This window comes from Marinobacter santoriniensis NKSG1 (assembly GCF_000347775.1).
Taxonomy (GTDB): Bacteria; Pseudomonadota; Gammaproteobacteria; order Pseudomonadales; family Oleiphilaceae; genus Marinobacter; species Marinobacter santoriniensis.
Genome location: NZ_APAT01000015.1, coordinates 406,392 through 428,477, shown reverse-complemented (window position 1 = coordinate 428,477; position 22,086 = coordinate 406,392). Strand labels below are relative to the sequence as shown.

The window sequence follows — 22,086 nt, the reverse complement described above, 5'->3', positions numbered from 1 at the left end:
AATGCCCCCTCGAAGCGAAGGGGGAGTCGGGAAACGTAACCCACTGAGGCAGACAACGATGACAGAACGCGTACAAGTCGGCGGCATTCAGGTCGCAAAGAATCTGTATGACTTCGTGAACAACGAAGCGATCCCGGGCACCGGAATCGATGCCGATAAATTCTGGGCCGAATTTGACAAGATCGTGAACGAGCTTGCGCCACGTAACCGCGAGCTGCTGGCCAAGCGCGATGCGATCCAGGAAAAGATGGACAGCTGGAACCGTGACCACAAGGGTCAGAAGCTGGACATGGCCGAATACAAGGCCTTTCTGAAAGACATTGGCTACCTCGTGGAAGAGCCGGCGGAGTTCAAGATCTCCACCTCCAATGTGGATCCTGAAGTGGCCACCATGGCGGGGCCGCAGCTGGTTGTTCCGATCATGAATGCGCGCTTCGCACTGAACGCGGCCAACGCCCGTTGGGGTAGCCTGTACGATGCGCTCTACGGCACCGATGCCATTTCCGAAGAGGATGGTGCCCAGAAAGGCCCGGGCTACAATCCGGTTCGTGGCGCCAAGGTAATTGAGTGGGCCCGCAACCTGCTGGACAGCTCTGCTCCGCTGGCATCGGGCAGTCACAAAGACGCCGCCAAGTACTCGGTCGAGGGTGGCAAACTGGTCGTCAAGCTGCAGAACGGTGAGACCACTGGCCTGAAAGATGAGGCAGGCTTTGTCGGCTTTACCGGCGCTGCCGATGCCCCCACGGGCGTGCTCCTGGTCAAGAACGGCATGCATTTCGAAATCCAGATCGATGCCAGTCATCCGATCGGCAAGGACGACGGTGCCCACGTGAAAGACGTCCTGATGGAGTCAGCGCTGACCACCATCATGGATTGTGAGGACTCCGTAGCCGCGGTTGACGCGGACGACAAGGCGCTGGCCTACCGCAACTGGCTGGGTCTGATGAAGGGTGACCTGCAGGAGACCTTTGAAAAGGGCGGCCAGCAGATGACTCGCAAGATGAACGCGGATCGCACTTACACCGGTGCCGATGGCAGTGAAGTAGTGCTGAAGGGTCGCAGCCTGATGTTCATCCGTAACGTTGGTCACCTGATGACCAACCCGGCAGTCCTGCTGAAGGATGGCAACGAGATTCCGGAAGGCCTGATGGATGGTCTGATCACGTCCCTGATCGCCATTCACGACCTCAAGGGTAACGGCCAGTTCCAGAACAGCACCAAGGGTTCCATGTACATCGTGAAGCCCAAGATGCACGGCCCTGAGGAAGTGGCGTTCACCAACGAATTCTTTGGTCGTGTTGAGGATGCGCTTGGGCTTCCGCGCTTCACCCTGAAAGTGGGTATCATGGACGAGGAGCGTCGTACGACCGTTAACCTGAAGGCGTGCATCGAGGCTGCGAAAGAGCGTGCGGTATTTATCAATACCGGCTTCCTGGACCGTACCGGAGACGAAATTCACACCTCCATGGAGCTGGGTCCCTTCATTCGCAAAGGCCAGATGAAGCAGGCGACCTGGATCAATGCATACGAGCAGTGGAACGTCGACATCGGACTGGAAACCGGTTTCCGGGGCGTTGCCCAGATCGGTAAGGGCATGTGGGCCATGCCTGACCTGATGGCCGGCATGCTGGAAGCCAAGATCGGTCACCCGAAGGCCGGTGCAAATACGGCCTGGGTTCCGTCTCCGACGGCGGCGACCCTGCACGCAACCCATTACCACCAGGTCAGTGTTGCCGACGTGCAAAAGCAGCTGGAAAGCCGCGCTCGCGCCAACCTCGACGATATCCTGACCGTGCCTGTGATGGACGATCCGTCCTCCCTGGGGGCCGACGAGATCCAGCAGGAGCTGGATAACAATGCCCAGGGTATTCTGGGTTACGTAGTGCGCTGGATCGATCAGGGTGTGGGTTGCTCCAAGGTGCCCGACATCAATAACGTGGGCCTGATGGAAGATCGCGCAACCCTGCGGATTTCTTCCCAGTTGCTGGCCAACTGGCTGCACCATGGCATCTGCACGGAAGCGCAGATCGAAGAAACCATGAAGCGTATGGCTGCGGTGGTTGATCAGCAGAATGCTGGCGATCCTGCCTATCGCAACATGGCACCGAACTTCGATGATAGCGTCGCGTTCGAAGCCGCCATGGCGCTGGTCCTCAAGGGCTGTGAGCAGCCGAACGGCTATACCGAACCGCTTCTGCACGCCTACCGTCAGAAGGCCAAGGCCAAATACGGCCAGTAAGGCTTCGGTGCATAAAAAAACCCGCGGTTTACCGCGGGTTTTTTGTGTCTGTACGACCCCGGGGTTGAGCTCAGGGTTGCACCGCTCAGGAGTATCAGTCCTCGTGCAGGACGTCCGCGGCGTACAGAGTGTTCTGAAGGAGTGTTGCGATCGTCATTGGTCCAACGCCACCGGGCACGGGAGTGATGTACGCAGCCCGCTCGGCAGCGACCTCAAATTCGACGTCGCCTCTCAGTTTTCCGTCGTCGGTCCGGTTCATGCCCACGTCGATGACCGTGGATCCCGGCTTGATCCACTCGCCTTTGACCAGTCCCGGCTTACCGGCTGCGGCGATCAGGATATCGGCTTCACCAACGTATTTTCCCAGGTTATCGGTAAAACGATGGCAAACCGTGGTTGTGGCGCCTCTCAGGAGGAGTTCCATGCTCATGGGGCGGCCGACAATGTTGGAGGCGCCCACGATGACGGCATGCTGGCCCTTGTAGGGGGTGTTTATGGAGTCGAGCAGGGTAATGACGCCGGCCGGGGTACAGGGGCGTAGCGTGGGCTTGCGCTGCATCAGTCGGCCGATGTTGTATGGATGAAAGCCATCCACATCCTTGTCCGGGCGAATCTTGACGAGAATCGGGTCCGCATCGAGGTGTGAAGGCAGGGGCAGCTGGACAAGTATTCCATCTACGGCAGGGTTTTCATTGAGCTCGTCCACCAGGGCTTCAAGGGCGTCCTGGGAGGTGTCCTCCGGCAGATCGTAGGAGAGGGAGAGGATGCCGGTCTCTTCGCAGGCCTTGATCTTGTTGCCAACGTAAACGCGGGAAGCCGGGTCGTTGCCGACCAGAACCACGGCCAGGCCCGGCGCACGCAGGCCTTTCTGTTTTCTCGCTTCCACGCCGGCTGCGACCTGCTGTCGGACCTGTGCAGCAATCTCTTTTCCGTTAATAAGTTTCGCGCTCATAATTCCGTCTTGTCGGTTGGGCATCGGTAAATGAAGGCGGGGAATTGTCTCATGCTTCCGTCCGAACTCCAATTCGACGATTTTGTGCAGAGGGAACTTCTCCCGGGGTTTCGAGTCATCTGGAAAGGCGAGTGCCGACAGGATTTTCCAAATGCGTGTTGACGGCGTCCTCCGGCGCCGGTAATATGCGCGCCAACTTTGCTGAGGCACTTGTTGTTCAGGCAGACGGGGTATAGCGCAGTCTGGTAGCGCGCCTGCTTTGGGAGCAGGATGTCGGGAGTTCGAATCTCTCTACCCCGACCAATTTCTGAATGTTCAGGTGGGCGAACGGTCAGGCGCCCGTAGCTCAGCTGGATAGAGCATCCGCCTTCTAAGCGGATGGTCGCAGGTTCGAGTCCTGCCGGGCGCGCCATTAAGCCTCAGGCCTGGTTCGCGCCGGGCGCCACAGGCAGCAAAGTTGAAAAGTTGAAGGTACCGAAAGGTACGTCTTGATGTGGTGGACGTAGCTCAGTTGGTAGAGCTCAGGATTGTGACTCCTGCGGTCGAGGGTTCGAACCCCTTCGTCCACCCCACTTTTCCCCAAGCCTTGAATTTCCGCAGTGACTGGACCTCGAACGCGTTTTTTGATGTCTTCTGGTCAGCGCAGTGCATGCGAGAGTGGCGGAACTGGTAGACGCGCTGGATTTAGGTTCCAGTGGGGCAACCCGTGAGAGTTCGAGTCTCTCCTCTCGCACCACCCTTTCATTTTGTCAATTCATCCCCAATCTCTATACGCCGGTATTCCGGAGTTCTCCTGTGGCCTTTAATAGGGTCGTACAGATGATTCTCTCGGCGGTGCAAACCGTGGTAAACTACGGCCTTTTAATTTTCGCCCACTCTGCAGTTTCGCAGTAGGGGCAGGATTTATTGATAAAATTCATTCACATACCGAACCTGTAATTTGAGGATCTTCCATGCAAGTGTCTGTTGAAACGACCTCCAACATCGAGCGTCGCATGACGATTGGTGTGCCCGCCCAGGAAATCGACCAGGCGGTCCAGAAACGCCTGCAGGAAACAGCGCGCACTGTGCGTTTGAATGGTTTCCGTCCTGGCAAGGTGCCCATGAGCGTGGTCAAGCGTCGTTTCGGTGACAGCATCCGTCAGGAAGTGGTTGGCGAGGTTATGCGCGACAACTACATCAAGGCACTGCAGGAGCAGGACATCAACCCTGCGGGCTGGCCGCAGTTCGAGCCGAAGACCATGGAAGAGGGCAAGGATCTCGAGTTCGTGGCGACTTTCGAAGTACTGCCGGAAATCGAGCTCGGGGATCTCAGCAAGATTGCCATCGAAAAGCCCGCTTCCGATGTGACCGATAAAGACATCGATACCATGATCGACAACCTGCGTCGTCAGCAGGCTACGATGAAAGAAGTCAAGCGCAAGTCCAAGAACAAGGACATCGTGACCATCGACTTCAAGGGTTACATTGATGGCGAGGAGTTCGAAGGCGGCTCTGCCGAGGGGCAGCGTCTGACGCTGGGCTCCGGGCAGATGATTCCGGGATTCGAGAAGGCCATCGTTGGTGGCAAGGCCGGCGAAGACATGGAAATCGAAGTGACTTTCCCGGAGGACTACCACAATGAAGACCTCGCGGGTAAGCCGGCCAAGTTCGAGATCAAGATCCACAAGGTGGAAGAGCCTCAGTTGCCCGAGCTGAACACCGAGTTCTTCAAGAACTTCGGTATCGAAGCCGAAGATGAAGCCACTTTCCGTGAGGAAGTGAAGAAGAACATGGAGCGCGAGCTCAAGCAGGCGGTGTCCAACAAGGTCAAGAACGATGTCGTTGACGGCCTTCTGGAAACGACCGAGCTCGACGTGCCGGCCGCGCTGGTTGATCAGGAAATTGATCGCCTGCGTCAGGACGCGGTTCAGCGTTTTGGTGGCCAGGTAGATTTCCAGCAGCTGCCCAAGGAAATCTTTGAGGAGCAGGCTACTCGTCGCGTCAAGACCGGCCTGCTGTTCCAGGAAGTGGTCAAGCAGAATGATCTGAAGGCGGATCCTGCGAAGGTTGAAGAAAAGATCCAGGAAATTGCTTCAACGTATGAACAGCCAGAGGAAGTTGTTGCGCACTTCAACAACAACCCGGACCAGAAGTCCCAGATAGAGTCTTCTGTACTGGAAGACGCGGTCGTCGACCACGTACTGGCCCAGGCCAAGGTCAAAGAGAAGAAGATGAAGTACGAAGAGGCCGTTGCTGCGGGCCAGCCGCAGCGTTAAGCGACGGTGACTGGCCGGTACAGCCGGTCACGTTGGCCGAATCCGAAAACAGCCGGCATGTCCGGCTGTTTTCATCTGGGCCGACTGGTGGCACAGTATTGGATGCCAACATGTTGAAAATTCGTGGCCGAACGCCACAACCCATTGTCCACAAGGAGTTCAGGCGCACATGACGCAGAAACCAATCGATGGTCCCGCAATGGTTACCAATTCTGGCCTGGTGCCAATCGTCATCGAACAGACCGCTCGGGGCGAGCGCTCTTTCGACATCTATTCCCGTCTTCTCAAGGAACGGGTGATCTTTATGGTTGGTCCGGTCGAAGACCATATGGCGAACCTGATTGTGGCTCAGATGCTTTTCCTGGAATCCGAGAACCCTGACAAGGACATTCACCTTTATATCAACAGCCCGGGTGGCTCCGTAACTGCGGGTATGTCCATCTATGACACCATGCAGTTTATCAAGCCGGATGTGGCGACGCTCTGTATTGGTCAGGCAGCCAGCATGGGCGCATTCCTTCTCGCAGGTGGTGCAGAGGGCAAACGGGCCTGTCTGCCGCACAGCCGGGTGATGATCCACCAGCCGCTCGGCGGATATCAGGGGCAGGCGACCGATATCGAGATCCACACCCGTGAGATTCTGAAAATTCGCCACACCCTGAACTCCCTGCTGGCTCACCATACCGGGCAGGACCTGGAGACCATCGCCAGGGATACCGACCGTGACTATTTCATGGATCCGGACCAGGCCAAAGAGTACGGGTTGATTGATTCGGTACTTGATAAGCGCGCACCGAATACATAATACTGAAAGTCATCGCATCATCCTTGGCCGGCGTATCAGCCAGTAACGCCGGCTGTAAAAGAGCAGAGGTAATTCAATGGCAGATGAAAGAAACGGCAGAGGCGACGATAACGGCAAGTTGCTGTACTGCTCGTTTTGTGGAAAGAGCCAGCATGAAGTCCGGAAACTCATCGCAGGGCCCTCGGTGTTCATCTGCGACGAGTGCGTAGACCTGTGCAATGACATCATCCGCGAGGAGATCCAGGAAAACGCTGAGGAAGAAAGCAGTGATCGTCTTCCTTCACCGGCGGAAATCCGGGAGACTCTGGATGAGTACGTCATTGGCCAGGACCGAGCCAAGGTGGTGCTGTCTGTCGCTGTATACAACCACTACAAGCGGTTGCGCTACGGTGAAGGCAAGAGCGATGTCGAACTGGGCAAGAGTAACATTCTCCTGATCGGCCCGACGGGAAGCGGTAAGACGCTGCTGGCTGAAACGCTGGCGCGCATGTTGAACGTCCCGTTCACCATTGCTGATGCCACGACGCTGACCGAGGCGGGTTACGTGGGTGAGGACGTTGAGAACATCATCCAGAAACTGCTTCAGAAATGCGATTACGACGTCGACAAGGCGCAGCGGGGCATTGTCTATATTGATGAAATCGACAAGATTTCCAGAAAGTCGGACAACCCTTCCATCACTCGGGACGTCTCGGGCGAGGGTGTGCAGCAGGCGTTACTGAAACTGATCGAAGGGACAGTCGCCTCTGTGCCGCCGCAGGGTGGTAGAAAGCATCCACAGCAGGAATTCCTGCAAGTGGACACCACCAACATGCTGTTCATCTGTGGCGGTGCGTTTGCCGGCCTGGAAAAGGTGATTCAGGAGCGGTCGGATCGCAGTTCCATTGGCTTCTCGGCCACGGTCAAGAGTCAGGATGACAGCAAGGCGACCGGAGACATCATCAAGGATGTCGAAACCGAGGATCTGGTGAAGTTCGGCCTGATTCCGGAATTCGTCGGCCGGCTGCCGGTCGTGGCAACCCTGACCGAACTTGATGAAGACGCGCTCGTGCAGATTCTGACCCAGCCCAAGAACGCGCTGACCAAGCAGTATCAGAAGCTGTTCGATATGGAAGGGGTCGAGCTTGATTTCCGGGAAGACGCTCTGCGTGCCGTGGCGCGCAAGGCGATGGAGCGGAAAACCGGCGCCCGCGGTCTCCGGTCCATTATGGAAGCGACCCTGCTGGACACCATGTATCAGATTCCGTCTGAGCACGACGTCAGCAAGGTGGTGATCGACGAAAGCGTGATCAATGGCGATTCCGAGCCGTTCAAGATTTACGCCAGTTCGGATCACGCCAAGGCTGTACCCGAGGACTGATCGACGGATCTGTTCACTGAAGTCAGCCGTGAGGCATGGAAAAGGGGGCGGTTGCGCCCCCTTTTCGTATCGCCTTCCCACCGTATATGTACCCGCCCGTTTCGTTTCGTAAAAAGATTGCAATTTCCATTGGCGCCCCAATGAAGGGTGATATGCTGAAAGAAATACCGTCAGAGGAATTCCTATGACCCTGATACCCGAAGATACCGTGCAAGAATACCCGTTGCTCCCGCTGAGGGACGTCGTGGTGTTCCCGCACATGGTGGTTCCGTTGTTTGTCGGCCGTGAAAAATCCATCCAGGCGCTGGAAGCGGCCATGGAGGGCAGTAAGGAAATCCTGCTGGTGGCACAGAAAGATGCCTCCACTGATGAGCCTGGTGCCAAAGATGTGTTCGAAATGGGCACGCTGGCCACTGTCTTGCAGATGCTTCGGCTCCCGGATGGTACGGTCAAGGTGCTGGTCGAAGGCAATGCCCGGGCTTCGATCCGGGATATCAAGGAAGGCGACTACCTCACCGGTGGAGCCATAATGCTTGATGAAGAAGGATTGCCTGAGCGGGAAGAAGACGTGCTCGTCAAGACATTGATGGACGAGTTCGAGAAGTTCGTGAAACTTTCGAAGAAAGTGCCGTCAGAAGTGTCGAATGCACTGACGGGCATCGAGGAGCTTGAGCGCCTGGCTGATACCATGGCGGCCCACCTCGAGATGCGGATTCCCGAGAAGCAGGAGTTGCTGGAAGCGCTGGACGTGCGCAAGCGTGTTGATCTCTTGCTCGGCAAGCTGGATGGCGAGATCGATCTGATCGAGGTTGAGAAGCGCATTCGTGGCCGGGTCAAGAAGCAGATGGAGCGCAGCCAGCGCGAGTATTACCTCAATGAGCAGATGAAGGCCATCCAGAAGGAAATGGGCCAGCTCGGTGAGGGCAATAACGATTTCGAGGAGCTTGAGAACAAGCTCGAAGAAGCCGGCCTGCCGGAAGAAGCCCGCAAGAAAACCGAAGCGGAACTGAACAAGCTCAAGATGATGTCGCCGATGTCAGCCGAAGCGACGGTTGTTCGCGGCTACATCGACTGGATGCTGGCTATTCCCTGGAAAAAGCGCAGCCGCGTGCGGCACGACATTGAAAAAGCCCGGGAAATCCTGGATCGGGACCATTACGGGCTCGACGAGGTCAAGAAGCGCATTCTGGAGTATCTGGCGGTCCAGAGCCGGGTCAAGAAGGTGAAAGGGCCGGTCCTGTGTCTCGTGGGGCCTCCAGGGGTGGGTAAGACTTCCCTGGGGCAGTCCATTGCCAGGGCGACCAATCGGAAATACACCCGTATGGCCCTCGGCGGCGTTCGCGATGAGGCCGAGATCCGCGGGCACCGCAAAACCTATATCGGAGCCTTGCCCGGCAAGCTTCTGCAGAAGCTGTCCAAGGTGGGTGTAAAGAACCCGCTGTTCCTGTTCGACGAGATCGACAAGATGGGTATGGATCATCGGGGAGATCCGGCCTCGGCACTGCTGGAAGTGCTTGATCCGGAGCAGAATCACACCTTCAACGACCATTACCTGGAAGTGGATTACGATCTCTCGGATGTCATGTTCGTCTGTACGTCGAACTCCATGGATATTCCGCCGGCATTGCTGGACCGTATGGAGATCATTCGAATCCCGGGGTATACCGAGGACGAGAAGGTCAATATTGCGCTGCGTTACCTGTTGCCCAAGCAGATCAAGGCCAACGGTTTGCGCAAGGACGAACTGAAGATTCCGGAAGAGACCCTGCGGGACCTGATCCGCTACTACACTCGTGAAGCGGGTGTGCGCGGGCTTGAGCGGGAGATCGCCAAGATCTGCCGGAAGGTTGTCCGTGAGCACGTTGAAGCCGGCGAGAAGGCTGCGGTGACCCTGTCACCGGAGATGCTTGAGGATTACTCCGGCGTCAAGAAGTTCAAGTACGGGCTCGCTGAAGAGAGCGACCAGATTGGTCAGGTCACTGGCCTGGCGTGGACCCAGGTGGGCGGTGAGTTGCTGACCATCGAATGCGCACTGACCCCGGGCAAGGGCCGCGTGGTCAAAACGGGTTCGCTCGGCGATGTCATGCAGGAGTCTATCCAGACCGCGTTGACCGTGGTCCGGAGCCGGGCGCCCGGCCTTGGGATTGCAAACGATTTCCACGAAAAACATGACCTGCACGTTCACGTTCCGGAGGGTGCGACGCCGAAAGACGGTCCCAGTGCCGGTATTGGCATGTGTACTGCCTTGGTGTCAGCCCTGACGCGGATACCCGTTCGCGCCGACGTTGCGATGACCGGGGAGATCACCCTGAGAGGGCGTGTGTTGGCCATTGGCGGGCTCAAGGAAAAACTGCTGGCGGCCCATCGGGGCGGTATCAAGACAGTTCTGATCCCGGAAGAAAACGTCCGTGATCTCAAGGAGATACCAGAGAATATCAAAGAGTCTCTGGACATCCGGCCGGTCACCTGGATTGACGAAGTGCTGGACATTGCGCTGGCATACCCGCCCGAAGCTCACGCGGAATCTCCAGCCGGGAAAACCGGTTCCGGAAAACCGCGAGATGATGAAGGTGAAGCGGCGGAGCGCATAAATACGCATTAAAGCCATGATGAGTTGTTGACATGCCAGAGAGCCCATTGGTATAACTGTTTCGCCGTGAAGCAGCCAATACCAAGGGCTCCCGCGCAGTATGTGCCTATTCCGAACACCGGTGAACAGCCGAAAGGAATAACAAAACTGAAGAATGGAATTCTCGGACCGCTTATGCGATAGTCGAGAACGTCCGCGAAAAAATAAACCAACCTATAACATCTTCAACCTGAAATCGAAGGGGTTTAGTGTGAACAAGTCCGAACTTATCGATGCAATTGCAGAGTCCGCAGATATCTCCAAAGCCGCCGCTGGCCGTGCTCTGGATGCCATGACCAACTCAATCACCGGTGCCCTCAAGAAAGGTGATCAGGTTACCCTGATCGGCTTCGGTACCTTCTCTGTTAAAGAGCGTGCTGCCCGCACCGGTCGTAACCCGCAGACTGGTGCCGAGATCAAGATTCCGGCCTCCAAAGTGCCTGGTTTCAAAGCCGGCAAGGCCCTGAAAGACGCCGTTAAGTAACGGTTCTTTCTCCGGCGGTTTGCTCTGGTAGGCCGCCAAGAAGGATTGAAGGCGCATTCCGAACAGGGTGCGCCTTTTTACGTTCAGCACATTCCAAGTCAATACCAAACCGAAAACAACGCACGACCTTGACGGGGATTCGGGAGAAACATGCTTCAAGATATTCGGGATAATGCCCAGGGTACCATTGCCAAGATCATCATCGTGGTTCTAATCGTTTCCCTTTCCATCTGGGGAATGGACGCCATTATCGGCGGGTTTTCCGGTGAGCCGGAGGTTGCCACGGTTAACGGCCAGGATATTACCGAACGCGAGTTTCTCCGCACGGTACAGATTGAAAAGCAGCGCCGCCTTTCCCAGATGGAAACGCCCGATCCCTCCCTGCTGAATGAAGATCAGCTCCGGAAGGACGTTCTCGAGAACCTTATCCGGGAAGAGACGCTGACCCAGGATGCAGCGAGTCAGGGACTGGAACTGTCCGACTCCGATATCGATGCCCTCATCCGCCAGATGCCCCAGTTCCAGGTGGATGGCAAGTACAGCAGTGAGCGATTTGCCGCGACAGTCCGGAATATGGGGATGGGCATCGCGGAATTCCGTAATCTCCTCCGCAAGCAATATGTGGTGAACCAGATCCGTAACGGCATTGTGCAAAGTGGTCTGGCAACCGAATCCAACGCCAGTCAATTGCTGCAGATCCAGAACCAGACCCGGGATTTTCGGGCACTCACGATTCCCGCGAAGGCGGTCGCTGACCAGGTAGCCGTGAGCGATGGGGATATTCAGGACTATTACGACAGCCATACCAGCCAGTTCCGGCAGCCGGAACAGGTTGATGCCGCCTACATTGCCTTGTCTGTCGGGGCTCTGGCCGACAGCATAGATGTGAGCGATGATGAGGTGAAGGCCTATTACGATCAAAAGAAAGACGGGCTGGCCCGTGAGGAGCGCCGTGCCGCGCACATTCTGATCAATGATGGTCCGGACGCATCCGCCACTATTGCAAAGATTCAGGATCGGCTCTCAAACGGGGAATCCTTTGCTGACCTGGCGAAGGAATACTCTATCGATACGGCGACCGCCGACAAGGGGGGTGAGCTGGGATATGCCGGTCGTGGCGTCTATGATCCCGACTTCGAAAAAGCTCTGTTCGGGTTGAAGGAAGGGGAGGTGTCCGAGCCGGTTAAAACCCGCTTTGGTGTTCACCTGATCAAACTCGAAGATATTCGTCGCTCCAAGGTGCCGTCGTTTGACGAGATGAAAGACAAGCTTCGCGCCGAGCTTGCGCGCAAGAAGGCCGAGGACAAGTTTGCCGAAGTCCGCTCGAAGCTGGCTGACTCCGCGTATGCTGCAGACGATCTGGCCGGGCCGGCAAAAGAGCTCGGGCTTGAGGTTCGTGAGATTTCCGGCATTACCCGAGACGGTGGTCCCGCGCCCTTCGATCATGCCGGACTGGTTCGCCAGCTGTTTTCCGATGACGTGCTCAACGCTGGCTACAACACGGAACTGATTGATGTGGGTGACAACCTGTCTGTCGTCGCGCGTGTCCGGGCACACCGTGAGGCAAAACAGTTGGCACTGGATGCAGTAAAAGATCAGGTACGTTCTACTCTGGTCGAACAGAAGACCCTCGAGGCCCTGGCGCAGCGCGCGGATTCGATTATCGCTGATCTCAAGCAGGGTAAGAGCGCGGATGAGATCGGCGCTGGTGAGTGGGTCGATTACACGGACCAGGGCCGAAATGCATCGGGCCTTCCTGCGCCGGTGCTGCAAACGGCGTTCTCATTGCCCCGTCCGTCCGAGAATCAGCCTAGCTTTGGCAAGGTTGTTGATGCGGACCAGGCGAGCGTGATCGCGCTGGATGCGGTCAATCAGGGCAAGGTGGATAAGGACAGCGAAGAATACAAGCGTCTGTACAGCTTCCTGTCCTCCCTGGAGGGGCAGCGGGATTACACGGCTTACCAGCAGATGCTGCGTAAGCGAGCGGAGGTCGAGCGCCCATAAGGGGCTCCTTCCGTTCGCAAAACACAAAGGGCGCCATTTCGGCGCCCTTTGTGTTTTTGAGTCGTCAGACTCGGCAAATCTCTGCTAATTTGAAAGGCAGGCCGGGTCAGTTCTGTGGGAAACGGGTTGCCTTCAGGCTCTCCTTGATTTTTTTGAGGTGGCCGAGAAAGTCCTTGCCGCGCTTGAGCGTAACGCCGGTCGCGAGAATGTCGATGACAGTGAGATGGATGATCCGCGAGGACATCGGCATGTACACCTCGGTGTCTTCGGGGGCCGTGACACCCAGCACCTCGGTGCAGCACTCGGAGAGAGGCGAGTCCGGGTTGGTAATGCCGATGACGGTTGCGCCATTACTCCGGGCAAGCCTGGCAATGTCGACCGTTTCCTTGGTGCGTCCGGTGTAAGAGATGAGAACGATAACGTCACCCACCTGGGCGCCGGCGGCCACCATACGTTGCATCAAGGCGTCGTCATAGGACATGACCGGAATATTGAACCGGAAAAACTTGTGCTGGGCATCAAGGGCGACGGAGGCCGAGCCTCCCATGCCGAAGAAGTTGATCTGCTTGGCCTGTATCAGGTAGTCGATAACGCTTGCCAGGGCCTTCGGATCGAGGGATTGCCGGGCCTTGTCGAGGCTGGCGATCGTGCTCAGCATGATTTTGTCTGCGAACTCCGCGACCGTATCATCCGGTTCGACGTTCTGGCCGACGTAGGGCGTTCCGGTGGCAATGCTCTGGGCAAGCCGGATTTTGAAGTCGGGAAAACCGGTGGCGGAGAAGCCACGGCAGAAGCGGTTGACGGTCGGTTCGCTGACATCGGCCGCCCGGGCCAGGGCGGCAATGCTGTAACGAGTCGCCGCGCTGGGATCCCGCAGGATGGCTTCTGCGACCTTGCGTTCGGATTTGTTGAGGCTGTCCAGCCGAGCCTGGATGTCTTCCAGAAGATTGTCGTCACGGTGCGCGGGGGTCGCCGCCATGGAAGGATACTCCCTGCTTCGGTTGTCATGGTGATAAACAAAAAGCCGACTGTGCTGTCTTCAGCCGCATGGTCGGGTAGTAAATGTGTCATTGCCAGTGAAAAACCTTGGAATCACCGATCTGGAATGACAGTATTTGTTTAATATTACTACACATGGCCTCCGGTTGGTATGTCGGCCTGGCGAGGCAAAGGCGGGGAGAGTGAGTCGATGGTCAAAACGAGCGATACGCGCTGCGATCTCATGCTGTTTGGCGCCGTCGGTGATCTGGCCCAGCGGAAGCTGTTTCCGGCATTATACCAGCTCGAATGTGCGGGGTTGCTTGCTCCGGAAAGTCGGGTGCTTGCTCTGGCACGCCGGGACATGGAGACCACGGGGTTTCGGGATCAGCTTTTCGACAACCTCAAGCGGTACGTGAAGCCCGCCGAGTTCGATGCCGGGGTTGCCCGCGGTTTTCTGGAACGGGTGGAATACCGGCTCCTCGATTTTACGGATCCCGCCGGTTATGACGTCTTGCAGACCTGGCGCGATGCGCCGGACAACGAACTGATTGTCTATATGGCGACGCCGCCGGCCATGTACGGGGTCATCGCGAGAAACCTGAAGGCAGCTAGTTGCTGCAACGAGAATACCCGGGTGGTGGTGGAAAAGCCCATTGGCCATGACCTTGAATCTTCGAAGGTGATCAATGACGAACTGGGTGAAGTCTATAACGAGAACCAGCTTTTCCGGATCGACCATTATCTCGGCAAGGAGACGGTCCAGAATCTGATTGCCTTGCGGTTCGCCAACAACCTGTTTGCGTCCCAGTGGGATCAGAATCACATCTCTCACGTGGAAATCACGGTGGCGGAGAGTGTCGGCATCGAAGGTCGATGGGGCTATTTCGACAAGGCTGGCCAGATCCGCGATATGGTGCAGAACCACCTCCTGCAACTGCTTTGCCTGATTGCCATGGATCCGCCAGCCGATCTGTCTGCCGACAGTCTCCGCGACGAGAAGGTGAAGGTCCTGAAGGCGTTGAAAACGATCCGTCCGGACATGATGGACAGTTACGTGGTTCGGGGTCAGTACACCGCCGGCACCAGTGATGGAAAACCGGTGCCCGGATATCTCGAAGAGGAGGGCGCCAACAAGGGCAGCGAGACCGAGACCTTTGTCGCCCTGAAGGCCGAGATTGAAAACTGGCGCTGGTCCGGGGTGCCTTTCTACATTCGCACCGGCAAGCGCCTGCCTGAGAAGCTGTCCCAGATCATTATTCATTTTAAACCTGCGCCGCACTATATCTTTGACCCGGATCAGAAGCACCTGGCCAATAACAAGCTGATTATCCGCCTGCAACCCGATGAAGGTATGTCCCTGAGAATCCTGACCAAGGATCATGGCCTGGATAAAGGCATGCGACTGCGACAGGGCCCGTTGGAGCTGACCTTCTCGGAGACCTTCGAAACCGATCGTATCCCCGATGCCTATGAGCGTTTGCTGTGGGAGATCATGAAAGGCAACCAGTACCTGTTTGTCCGTCGTGACGAGGTGGAGTACGCCTGGCGATGGGTGGATCAGGTCATTCGGAACTGGCGGGACAGCGGTGAACCACCCAAGCGCTATGCTGCCGGTACCTGGGGGCCGGTGGCTTCCATTGCGATGATCACCCGGGATGGCAGGAGCTTGTATGAAGATGTCTGAGCTGTCGCTGCCGGACGGCATTGAATGCCATGTCGGTCGGACCCCTGGTGAGGTGGGCGAGCAGCTCGCGGATGCTGTCGCGGGGTTTCTCGCCGAACGGCTTTCCAGTGCCCCCAGGGCAAGCCTCGTGGTATCCGGGGGCTCGACGCCCCTGCCATTTTTCCATGCGCTCAGCGGGAAGATTCTGGAATGGAATCGGGTGGACGTCGTTCTTGCCGATGAACGCTGGGTGTCGGAGGACGATCCGGCCAGTAACACCGCGCTGGTGAAGGCGCATTTGTTGCGTGACCGTGCCGGCGAGGCGCACTTTCTGTCGCTCAAGCAGCCCGGGGCAACGCCGGAGGAGGGTCTGGCTGGGGCCCGGCGGTGCCTCGCCGGGCTGATCGAACCTCCGGATGTCGTTGTTCTTGGTATGGGCAACGACGGCCACACCGCGTCGTTGTTTCCCGATGCCCCGGAGCTCCCCACGGCGATGGATCCTGACAACAACGAAAGAGTGGTGGTTGCTACCCCTCCATCCCAGGCTCAGCGACGGATTACATTGACCTACCGTTTTCTGGTTTCCGCCCGTTTCGTGGCCCTGCACCTGCGGGGCGAGGACAAGCTCGCGACTCTTGAGGAAGCGATGGCAAATCCGGAACGCGTTATGGAAATGCCTGTTCGAGGCTTTCTCAGGCCGGGCCTGAAGATATACTGGAGTCCATCATGAGTCAGTTGTCTGATTACCACCGAGATCGCATTCAGTCTGTCCTTGGGGCGTCGCCTCTGATACCGGTTATCGCAATCCGGGATCCCGAAGACGCAATTCCACTTTGCCGGGCCCTGGTGGCCGGCGGAATCTCCGTGCTGGAGATCACGCTCAGGACCGAGCATGGGTTGCGCGCTATTGAAACCGTTCGCTCGGCCATTCCCGAAGCCTGGGTGGGGGCCGGTACCGTCACCAGTGTTGAGCAGTATCGCCAGGTTGAGTCCGCCGGCGCCCAGTTCGTGATAACGCCGGGCGTAACCGAATCACTGCTGGAGTTCGGGGTCACGTCCGCCGTGCCCCTGTTGCCCGGCATTGCCACGGTCTCCGAATTGATGATGGGCTATCAGCACGGCTACCGTGCTTTCAAGTTTTTTCCGGCCGAGGTTTCCGGGGGAGTGGCAGCATTGAAGTCGTTCGGTGGGCCTTTTCCGGAGGTGGTGTTTTGTCCCACTGGCGGGATTCGCCGTGCAACGGCAAAGGATTACCTGGCTCTCGGCAATGTCAAAGCCGTGGGTGGCTCGTGGCTGACGCCGGAGGATGTGGTGGCGCAAAAGGACTGGGCGCAGATTGAGGACATTGCGAGGGGAAGTCTGGCGGATCTCTGATCCGGTGCCAGGCCGCTCAATCGGCGTGTCGGGGTTGAGCGGCCCGGTCATTTGCAGGGACTAGCGAATGTCTGGTCCCACCCGGACAATCTTCATACTGTTGGTGCCTCCCTGGGCATTGGCATAGTCGCCCTTGGTCATAACCACCAGGTCGCCTTCCTTGACGATGTTCCGGTTCACCAGTTCCGCGACCGCCCTGGCGTTGGTTTGCTCATGGGGCACTTTGGCCGAATCAAACGGAACCGTCTGCACGCCCCGATAGAGAACCACCCTGTGCTGGGTAGAATGGTGGCGGGAAAAAGCGAAGATGGGCAGGCTCGACTTGATCCGCGACATCAGTCGCGGGGTTGCCCCGGTTTCCGTCATGCAGATGATGGCGTTGACGCCTTCCAGGTGATTGGCTGCGTACATCGCCGACAGGGCAATGGCCTCGTCTACGCGTTCCATGCTTTCGTGGATCCGGTGCTTGGACTGATGCATGGAGGGGTGCTTCTCGGCGCCGAGACAGATTCGAACCATGGCTTCCACCGCCTCCGTCGGATAATCGCCGACGGCGGTTTCGGCCGAGAGCATGACGGCGTCGGTATAGTCCATCACGGCGTTCGCCACATCCGACACTTCCGCCCGGGTTGGCATCGGATTGGTGATCATGGATTCCATCATCTGGGTGGCGGTGATGACGGCACGGTTCAGGGATCGGGCGCGGGCGATAATGTGCTTCTGAACCCCTACGAGTTCGGCATCGCCGATTTCCACCGCAAGATCGCCCCGCGCCACCATGACCGCATCGGACGCCTCGATAACCGCGTCGAGAGCGGCCTCGTCATGGGCCAGTTCCGCCCGTTCGATCTTGGCAACCAGTCCCGCCTCTGAACCGGCGTCCCGCAGAAGCCGTCGGGCTGTATGCATGTCCTCTGCAGTGCGGACGAAGGAAACGGCGACATAATCGGCGCCCAGTCTTGCCGCAGTCACAATGTCCTGCTTGTCCTTCTCCGTCAGAGCGTCGGCGGAGAGTCCGCCGCCGCGTTTGTTCAGCCCCTTGTTGTTTGAGAGCGGGCCGCCGATCAGAACTCGTGAGGTAATGCTGTGGGCGTCTACCGACTGCACTTCCATCTCGATCCGGCCATCGTCCAGTACCAGGACGTCACCGGGCGCTACGTCGTTAATCAACTGCTCATAGTCGATGCCCACGCGTTCGCGGGTGCCTTCTTCCTTGTTCATGCTGGCATCAAGTACGAAGGTCTGGCCGACTTCAAGGGTGACCTTGTTGTCAGCGAAGCGGGCGATCCGGAGCTTTGGCCCCTGCAGATCGGCGAGCAGGGCGACGAAGCGACCCTCTGCGGCGGCTGCCTGGCGAACGCGCTGGGCCCGCTCGATGTGTTCTTCGGCACTGCCGTGGGAAAAATTGAGTCGTGTAACGTCGACCCCGGCCCGGATGATGGCAGCGAGTGCCTCGGGGGAGTCGGTGGCGGGGCCTAGGGTGGCGACGATTTTGGTGCGCCTGAGCATGGTGCGTTCCTTAAGGTTGTTTGTGAAGCCTGGATCGACCAGTGGTACATTGATCGTGGGTACCCTGAACACGAGGCGATTATTTTCAGGCTGCGTCATTGGCGATGAGAGCCACGTGTTCCGATTATGTAGTAAATATATCAACAAAATGTGAATCGATGAATGATACTTTCTGTGGGGCTTTAAAAAAGAAAGTAAACTTACGGCATTGGCGACGGCTCATCGGACAAAGCAACGGAGTTCATCATGCATCCCACCATTGAAAAGGTCACTCAGCGAATCATAGAACGCAGCCGTGGCACCAGGGAAGACTATCTGGGCCGGATGGACGCGCTCAAGGCGCTCTCTCCCCATCGAAGTTCGCTGTCCTGCGGAAACCTGGCCCATGGTATTGCCGCCTGTCCCCAGTCGGACAAAGACACGCTCAAATTCATGAACAAAGCGAACGTGGCCATCGTCTCGGCGTACAACGATATGCTTTCAGCCCATCAGCCCTATCAGACGTTTCCCGATGTCATCCGGGAAGCGGCCCACGGGATGGGGTCCGTTGCGCAATTCGCAGGGGGCACTCCGGCCATGTGTGACGGGGTGACGCAGGGCCAGCCAGGCATGGAACTGAGTCTGTTTTCCCGGGATACCATCGCCATGAGCACTGCCGTGGCGATGAGCCACAATATGTTCGATGCCACTCTGCTTCTGGGTATCTGTGACAAGATTGTGCCGGGCCTGCTGATCGGTGCGCTCAGTTTTGGTTACCTTCCGACGATCCTGGTGCCCGCAGGACCGATGCCATCCGGTTTGCCCAACAAGGAAAAGCAGCGAATCCGCCAACTCTATGCGGAGGGGAAAATCGGCAAGGAGGAACTGCTCGAGGCCGAAAGCCAGTCTTACCACAGCCCGGGCACCTGCACCTTCTATGGCACGGCCAACAGCAATCAACTGTTGGTGGAGGTAATGGGGTTGCATCTGCCCGGTGCAGCATTCGTGCATCCGGGCACGGAATTGCGGGATGCACTTACAAAGGCTGCGACGGAACAGGTCATCCGGCTGTCAAAACCTCATGGAGGCACGTTGGGGCTGGGCGATATGGTGGATGAGAAGGCCATCGTCAATGCCTTGGTGGCGCTGCTGGTGACCGGCGGTTCAACCAACCATACGATCCACTGGATTGCGATTGCCAGGGCCGCAGGCATCATCATTGACTGGAACGACTACGCGGAACTGTCGTCGGTGGTCCCGTCGATGACGCGTATCTATCCGAATGGCCAGGAGGATGTGAATGCGTTTCACGAGGCCGGCGGCACGCCCTACCTGATTCGGGAACTGTTGAATGGCGGGTATCTCCATAACGATGTGGAGACGGTGATTGGCCATGGCCTGGAGCAGTATGCCCGAATGCCCGAACTGGCCGATGGAGCGCTCACCTGGAAGCCCGCTGTCTCGGAGAGTCGACGCCCGGAAGTACTGAGCAGTGCTACGGAGCCTTTTGCCCCCAACGGGGGGCTGAGGGTTCTCGACGGGAACCTGGGGCGTGGGATTATCAAGGTCTCTGCCGTTGCCCCCGAACATCGGACCGTGCGCGCCCCGGCGGTGGTGTTCAATGATCAGAACGAATTGAAAGCGGCTTTCGACGTCGGTGACCTGGATCGGGACTGTGTCGTGGTAGTCCGTTTCCAGGGGCCGAGGGCCAACGGCATGCCGGAGTTGCACAAGCTGACACCGTATCTCGGCGTTCTCCAGGATCGGGGATTCAAAGTGGGGCTCGTGACCGATGGGCGCATGTCTGGCGCTTCCGGCAAAGTGCCTGCCGCGATTCATGTCTACCCGGAGGCCCTGGATGGCGGGCCGCTGGCGCGGGTTAGGGACGGTGATATGATCCTCCTGGATGCTGAGGCCGGATCCCTGTCCGTTGATGTGGACGAGGCGGCGTTTGCCGCAAGGGAACCGGCTGGCGCAGACCTGCAGGCCAGTCATCACGGATACGGTCGGGAGTTGTTCGGTTGGCTTCGACGTGCGGCCAGCACGCCGGAGGAAGGGGCCAGCTTTTTCTGGAATCACGATGCATGACCTATAACGGCTCACTGATAGGAGACATTGGCGGCACCAACGCCCGGTTTGCGCTGGTCAAGGAGGGCGATGCAGAGCCCCGCGCGATAAGGGCGTTGTCCTGTGCCGATTTCGCGAATCTCGATCACGCGATCGAGGATTACCTTCAAAGCCAGGGTGTGGATGGGGTGAGCCGTGTCTGTCTCGCGGTTGCCTCGCCAGTGAAAGGTACCCGAGTAAAATTGACCAACAGCGACTGGCAATTCGACATTGAGGAAATGCGGGTGCGGTTTGGCTGGCGGACGTTCAAGGTTGTTAATGATTTCACCGCCATGGCACTCGGTGTGCTCCACGTGGGCCAGAAACACCTCGTGGCTGTCTGCGGTGGCCCGGGCGACCCGCGGAGGCCCATTCTGGTGATAGGGCCGGGCACAGGGCTGGGCGTTTCGGGTCTGGTGCCCACCCGGGGCGGCTGGGTACCACTGATGACCGAAGGTGGTCATGTGGATTTTGCGCCAACCAACAAGCTTGAGTTCGATGTTCTGCGGGTGCTGAAGGCAAGCTTTGGCAGGGTGTCAGTGGAGCGCCTGTTGTGCGGCGAGGGCCTGCTCAATCTCTATCGGGCCCGCGCCGAGGTGCTGGGCGTTCCGGCACCGCTGGATTCTCCCGAAAAAATCACCGTGGCGGCGGATCGTCAGGATGCGCTGGCGCGGGATACCCTGAACCATTTCTGTGAACTACTGGGGCGAACCGCCGGTAACGCAGTGCTGACGCTGGGGAGTCTGGGCGGGGTTTACCTCTGTGGCGGCATGGTGCCGAGGTTCCTCGATTTTTTCCTGGCAAGTCCGTTTCGTTCAGGCTTTGAAGACAAGGGCCGGATGCGTCCGTTGCTGGAATCCACGCCGGTTTATGTGGTGACAGACCCATACACCGGTCTGCGTGGCGCGGCAGAAGCACTGACCAACCCCGAGCTCTGACTCGGCCAGGAGGTCCCATGCACGATGGTTACCGGTATCGAATGATATCTTCGCCGGTAAAGCGGTGCTGGCGATTATAGACGCCTTTCTCACCCCGTCGGCCCGCGGCGAGCACCATGACCACCAACTCGCTGCGCTGGAGTTCGAGCAGTTTCTTCACCCGGCATTCATCAAAACCCTCCATCGGACAGGAATCAAAGCCATAGGCCCTGAGCGCCAGCATCAGATTCTCGGCGGCCAACGCGGTCGACTTGGTGGCCCAGATTTTCATCTCTGCCGGTGAGTAGGGACCTCTCGGCACGGGGCGCTTCAGGCCGGCCACGAGTCCGACAGCTTTCTTGGCAAGCCCGAAAACCCCGAATGGTCCCTGACGGTAATGCAGGGGCGCGACCTTGCGGTAATAGCGTTTCACAATGTCCGGAATGCGTTCCTCCGGCCACTCATCCAGCACACGCTGTGCGTGCTGCTTCCACGATTGAGGTCTCGCAACGATGGCAATCAGAACCGGCGCCGTGCGGGCTGCGTTCTGACCGAGGCAAGCCTCTGCCAGTTGGGCCTTCAGGTCGGGGGTTTGTACGACATGGAAAGACCACGGCTGAAGATTGCTGGAGTTCGGTGCCAGAGTGGCCAGTTCCAGGCAATCCTGAAGCACCTCCGGGGGGATGGGTTCCCCGGTAAATCGCCTCACCGAACGGCGGCTTCGGACGATCTTGCTGAATGCATCGGGGTCGGTGTCGGAAACCGGATCTGTTTTGGCATTCATGGCCTGGCCTTGTGGTCTTGAACGGATCGACCTATGGTTGCG

General features: G+C 57.9%; 16 protein-coding genes and 4 tRNA genes. 16 read left to right on the top strand and 4 right to left on the bottom strand.

From position 1 onward, the window contains the following. Positions 1 to 58 precede the first annotated feature (58 nt). Positions 59 to 2,239 carry a malate synthase G gene (locus MSNKSG1_RS07725; protein ID WP_008938691.1) on the top strand — a complete coding sequence of 727 codons (2,181 nt, stop codon included), beginning with the start codon at positions 59 to 61 and terminating at the stop codon, positions 2,237 to 2,239. A 94-nt stretch (positions 2,240 to 2,333) separates the two neighbouring features. On the opposite strand, the gene folD is transcribed toward MSNKSG1_RS07725, so the two are convergent. Then, positions 2,334 to 3,191 (bottom strand): bifunctional methylenetetrahydrofolate dehydrogenase/methenyltetrahydrofolate cyclohydrolase FolD, encoded by an 858-nt coding sequence (gene folD / locus MSNKSG1_RS07720; RefSeq protein ID WP_008938690.1) that lies wholly within the window; start codon positions 3,189 to 3,191, stop codon positions 2,334 to 2,336. Positions 3,192 to 3,417: 226 nt separating this feature from the next. Between folD and MSNKSG1_RS07715 the strand changes: the two genes are divergently transcribed. From MSNKSG1_RS07715 to MSNKSG1_RS07670, 10 genes are all read left to right on the top strand, one after another. Beyond that, positions 3,418 to 3,494 (top strand) — tRNA-Pro (locus MSNKSG1_RS07715). 32 nt (positions 3,495 to 3,526) lie between these two features. Beyond that, positions 3,527 to 3,603 (top strand) — tRNA-Arg (locus MSNKSG1_RS07710). 84 nt (positions 3,604 to 3,687) lie between these two features. Beyond that, positions 3,688 to 3,763: transfer RNA gene (locus MSNKSG1_RS07705), tRNA-His, on the top strand. A 79-nt stretch (positions 3,764 to 3,842) separates the two neighbouring features. After that, positions 3,843 to 3,927, top strand: a tRNA-Leu gene (locus MSNKSG1_RS07700). A gap of 217 nt (positions 3,928 to 4,144) precedes the next feature. After that, positions 4,145 to 5,449 carry a trigger factor gene (gene tig / locus MSNKSG1_RS07695; RefSeq protein WP_008938689.1) on the top strand — a complete coding sequence of 435 codons (1,305 nt, stop codon included), beginning with the start codon at positions 4,145 to 4,147 and terminating at the stop codon, positions 5,447 to 5,449. Positions 5,450 to 5,618: 169 nt separating this feature from the next. Continuing rightward, complete coding sequence (gene clpP, locus MSNKSG1_RS07690; RefSeq protein WP_008938688.1) at positions 5,619 to 6,254, top strand: ATP-dependent Clp endopeptidase proteolytic subunit ClpP; 636 nt, start codon at positions 5,619 to 5,621, stop codon at positions 6,252 to 6,254. Between the two features lie 76 nt (positions 6,255 to 6,330). Beyond that, positions 6,331 to 7,614, top strand: a complete 1,284-nt coding sequence (gene clpX / locus MSNKSG1_RS07685; protein WP_008938687.1) for an ATP-dependent Clp protease ATP-binding subunit ClpX — start codon at positions 6,331 to 6,333, stop codon at positions 7,612 to 7,614. Between the two features lie 184 nt (positions 7,615 to 7,798). Beyond that, positions 7,799 to 10,216 carry an endopeptidase La gene (lon, locus tag MSNKSG1_RS07680; protein ID WP_008938686.1) on the top strand — a complete coding sequence of 806 codons (2,418 nt, stop codon included), beginning with the start codon at positions 7,799 to 7,801 and terminating at the stop codon, positions 10,214 to 10,216. A gap of 238 nt (positions 10,217 to 10,454) precedes the next feature. Next, entirely contained in the window at positions 10,455 to 10,727 is a 273-nt protein-coding gene (locus MSNKSG1_RS07675; RefSeq protein ID WP_008174603.1) for an HU family DNA-binding protein, read from the top strand. Between the two features lie 150 nt (positions 10,728 to 10,877). Further along, positions 10,878 to 12,731, top strand: coding sequence for a SurA N-terminal domain-containing protein (locus tag MSNKSG1_RS07670; RefSeq protein ID WP_008938685.1), 1,854 nt, complete (start codon positions 10,878 to 10,880; stop codon positions 12,729 to 12,731). Between the two features lie 106 nt (positions 12,732 to 12,837). Here MSNKSG1_RS07670 and MSNKSG1_RS07665 read toward each other — a convergent pair whose 3' ends face one another. Further along, positions 12,838 to 13,710, bottom strand: coding sequence for a MurR/RpiR family transcriptional regulator (locus MSNKSG1_RS07665; protein ID WP_008938684.1), 873 nt, complete (start codon positions 13,708 to 13,710; stop codon positions 12,838 to 12,840). A gap of 210 nt (positions 13,711 to 13,920) precedes the next feature. On the opposite strand from MSNKSG1_RS07665, the gene zwf reads away from it, so the two are divergent. The 3 genes from zwf to MSNKSG1_RS07650 are packed head-to-tail and all read left to right on the top strand — an operon-like array spanning position 13,921 to position 16,749. Beyond that, positions 13,921 to 15,396 (top strand): glucose-6-phosphate dehydrogenase, encoded by a 1,476-nt coding sequence (gene zwf / locus MSNKSG1_RS07660; protein WP_008938683.1) that lies wholly within the window; start codon positions 13,921 to 13,923, stop codon positions 15,394 to 15,396. Next, the gene (gene pgl / locus MSNKSG1_RS07655) at positions 15,383 to 16,105 is read left to right on the top strand and encodes a 6-phosphogluconolactonase (protein WP_008938682.1); all 723 of its coding nucleotides are present in this window, start codon (positions 15,383 to 15,385) and stop codon (positions 16,103 to 16,105) included. The genes zwf and pgl overlap by 14 nt, the downstream gene beginning before the upstream one ends. Continuing rightward, positions 16,102 to 16,749 carry a bifunctional 4-hydroxy-2-oxoglutarate aldolase/2-dehydro-3-deoxy-phosphogluconate aldolase gene (locus MSNKSG1_RS07650; RefSeq protein ID WP_008938681.1) on the top strand — a complete coding sequence of 216 codons (648 nt, stop codon included), beginning with the start codon at positions 16,102 to 16,104 and terminating at the stop codon, positions 16,747 to 16,749. Before pgl ends, MSNKSG1_RS07650 begins: the two co-directional genes overlap by 4 nt. Positions 16,750 to 16,809: 60 nt before the next feature. Here MSNKSG1_RS07650 and pyk read toward each other — a convergent pair whose 3' ends face one another. Then, a complete protein-coding gene (gene pyk, locus MSNKSG1_RS07645; RefSeq protein WP_008938680.1) occupies positions 16,810 to 18,258 on the bottom strand; it encodes a pyruvate kinase in 1,449 nt (482 codons plus the stop codon). Positions 18,259 to 18,504: 246 nt separating this feature from the next. On the opposite strand from pyk, the gene edd reads away from it, so the two are divergent. Both edd and glk read left to right on the top strand, forming a co-directional pair. After that, the gene (gene edd / locus MSNKSG1_RS07640) at positions 18,505 to 20,325 is read left to right on the top strand and encodes a phosphogluconate dehydratase (protein ID WP_008938679.1); all 1,821 of its coding nucleotides are present in this window, start codon (positions 18,505 to 18,507) and stop codon (positions 20,323 to 20,325) included. Next, entirely contained in the window at positions 20,322 to 21,281 is a 960-nt protein-coding gene (gene glk, locus MSNKSG1_RS07635; protein ID WP_008938678.1) for a glucokinase, read from the top strand. The genes edd and glk overlap by 4 nt, the downstream gene beginning before the upstream one ends. A gap of 28 nt (positions 21,282 to 21,309) precedes the next feature. Here glk and MSNKSG1_RS07630 read toward each other — a convergent pair whose 3' ends face one another. Then, positions 21,310 to 22,044, bottom strand: a complete 735-nt coding sequence (locus MSNKSG1_RS07630) for a nitroreductase family protein (RefSeq protein ID WP_008938677.1) — start codon at positions 22,042 to 22,044, stop codon at positions 21,310 to 21,312. Positions 22,045 to 22,086 lie beyond the last annotated feature (42 nt).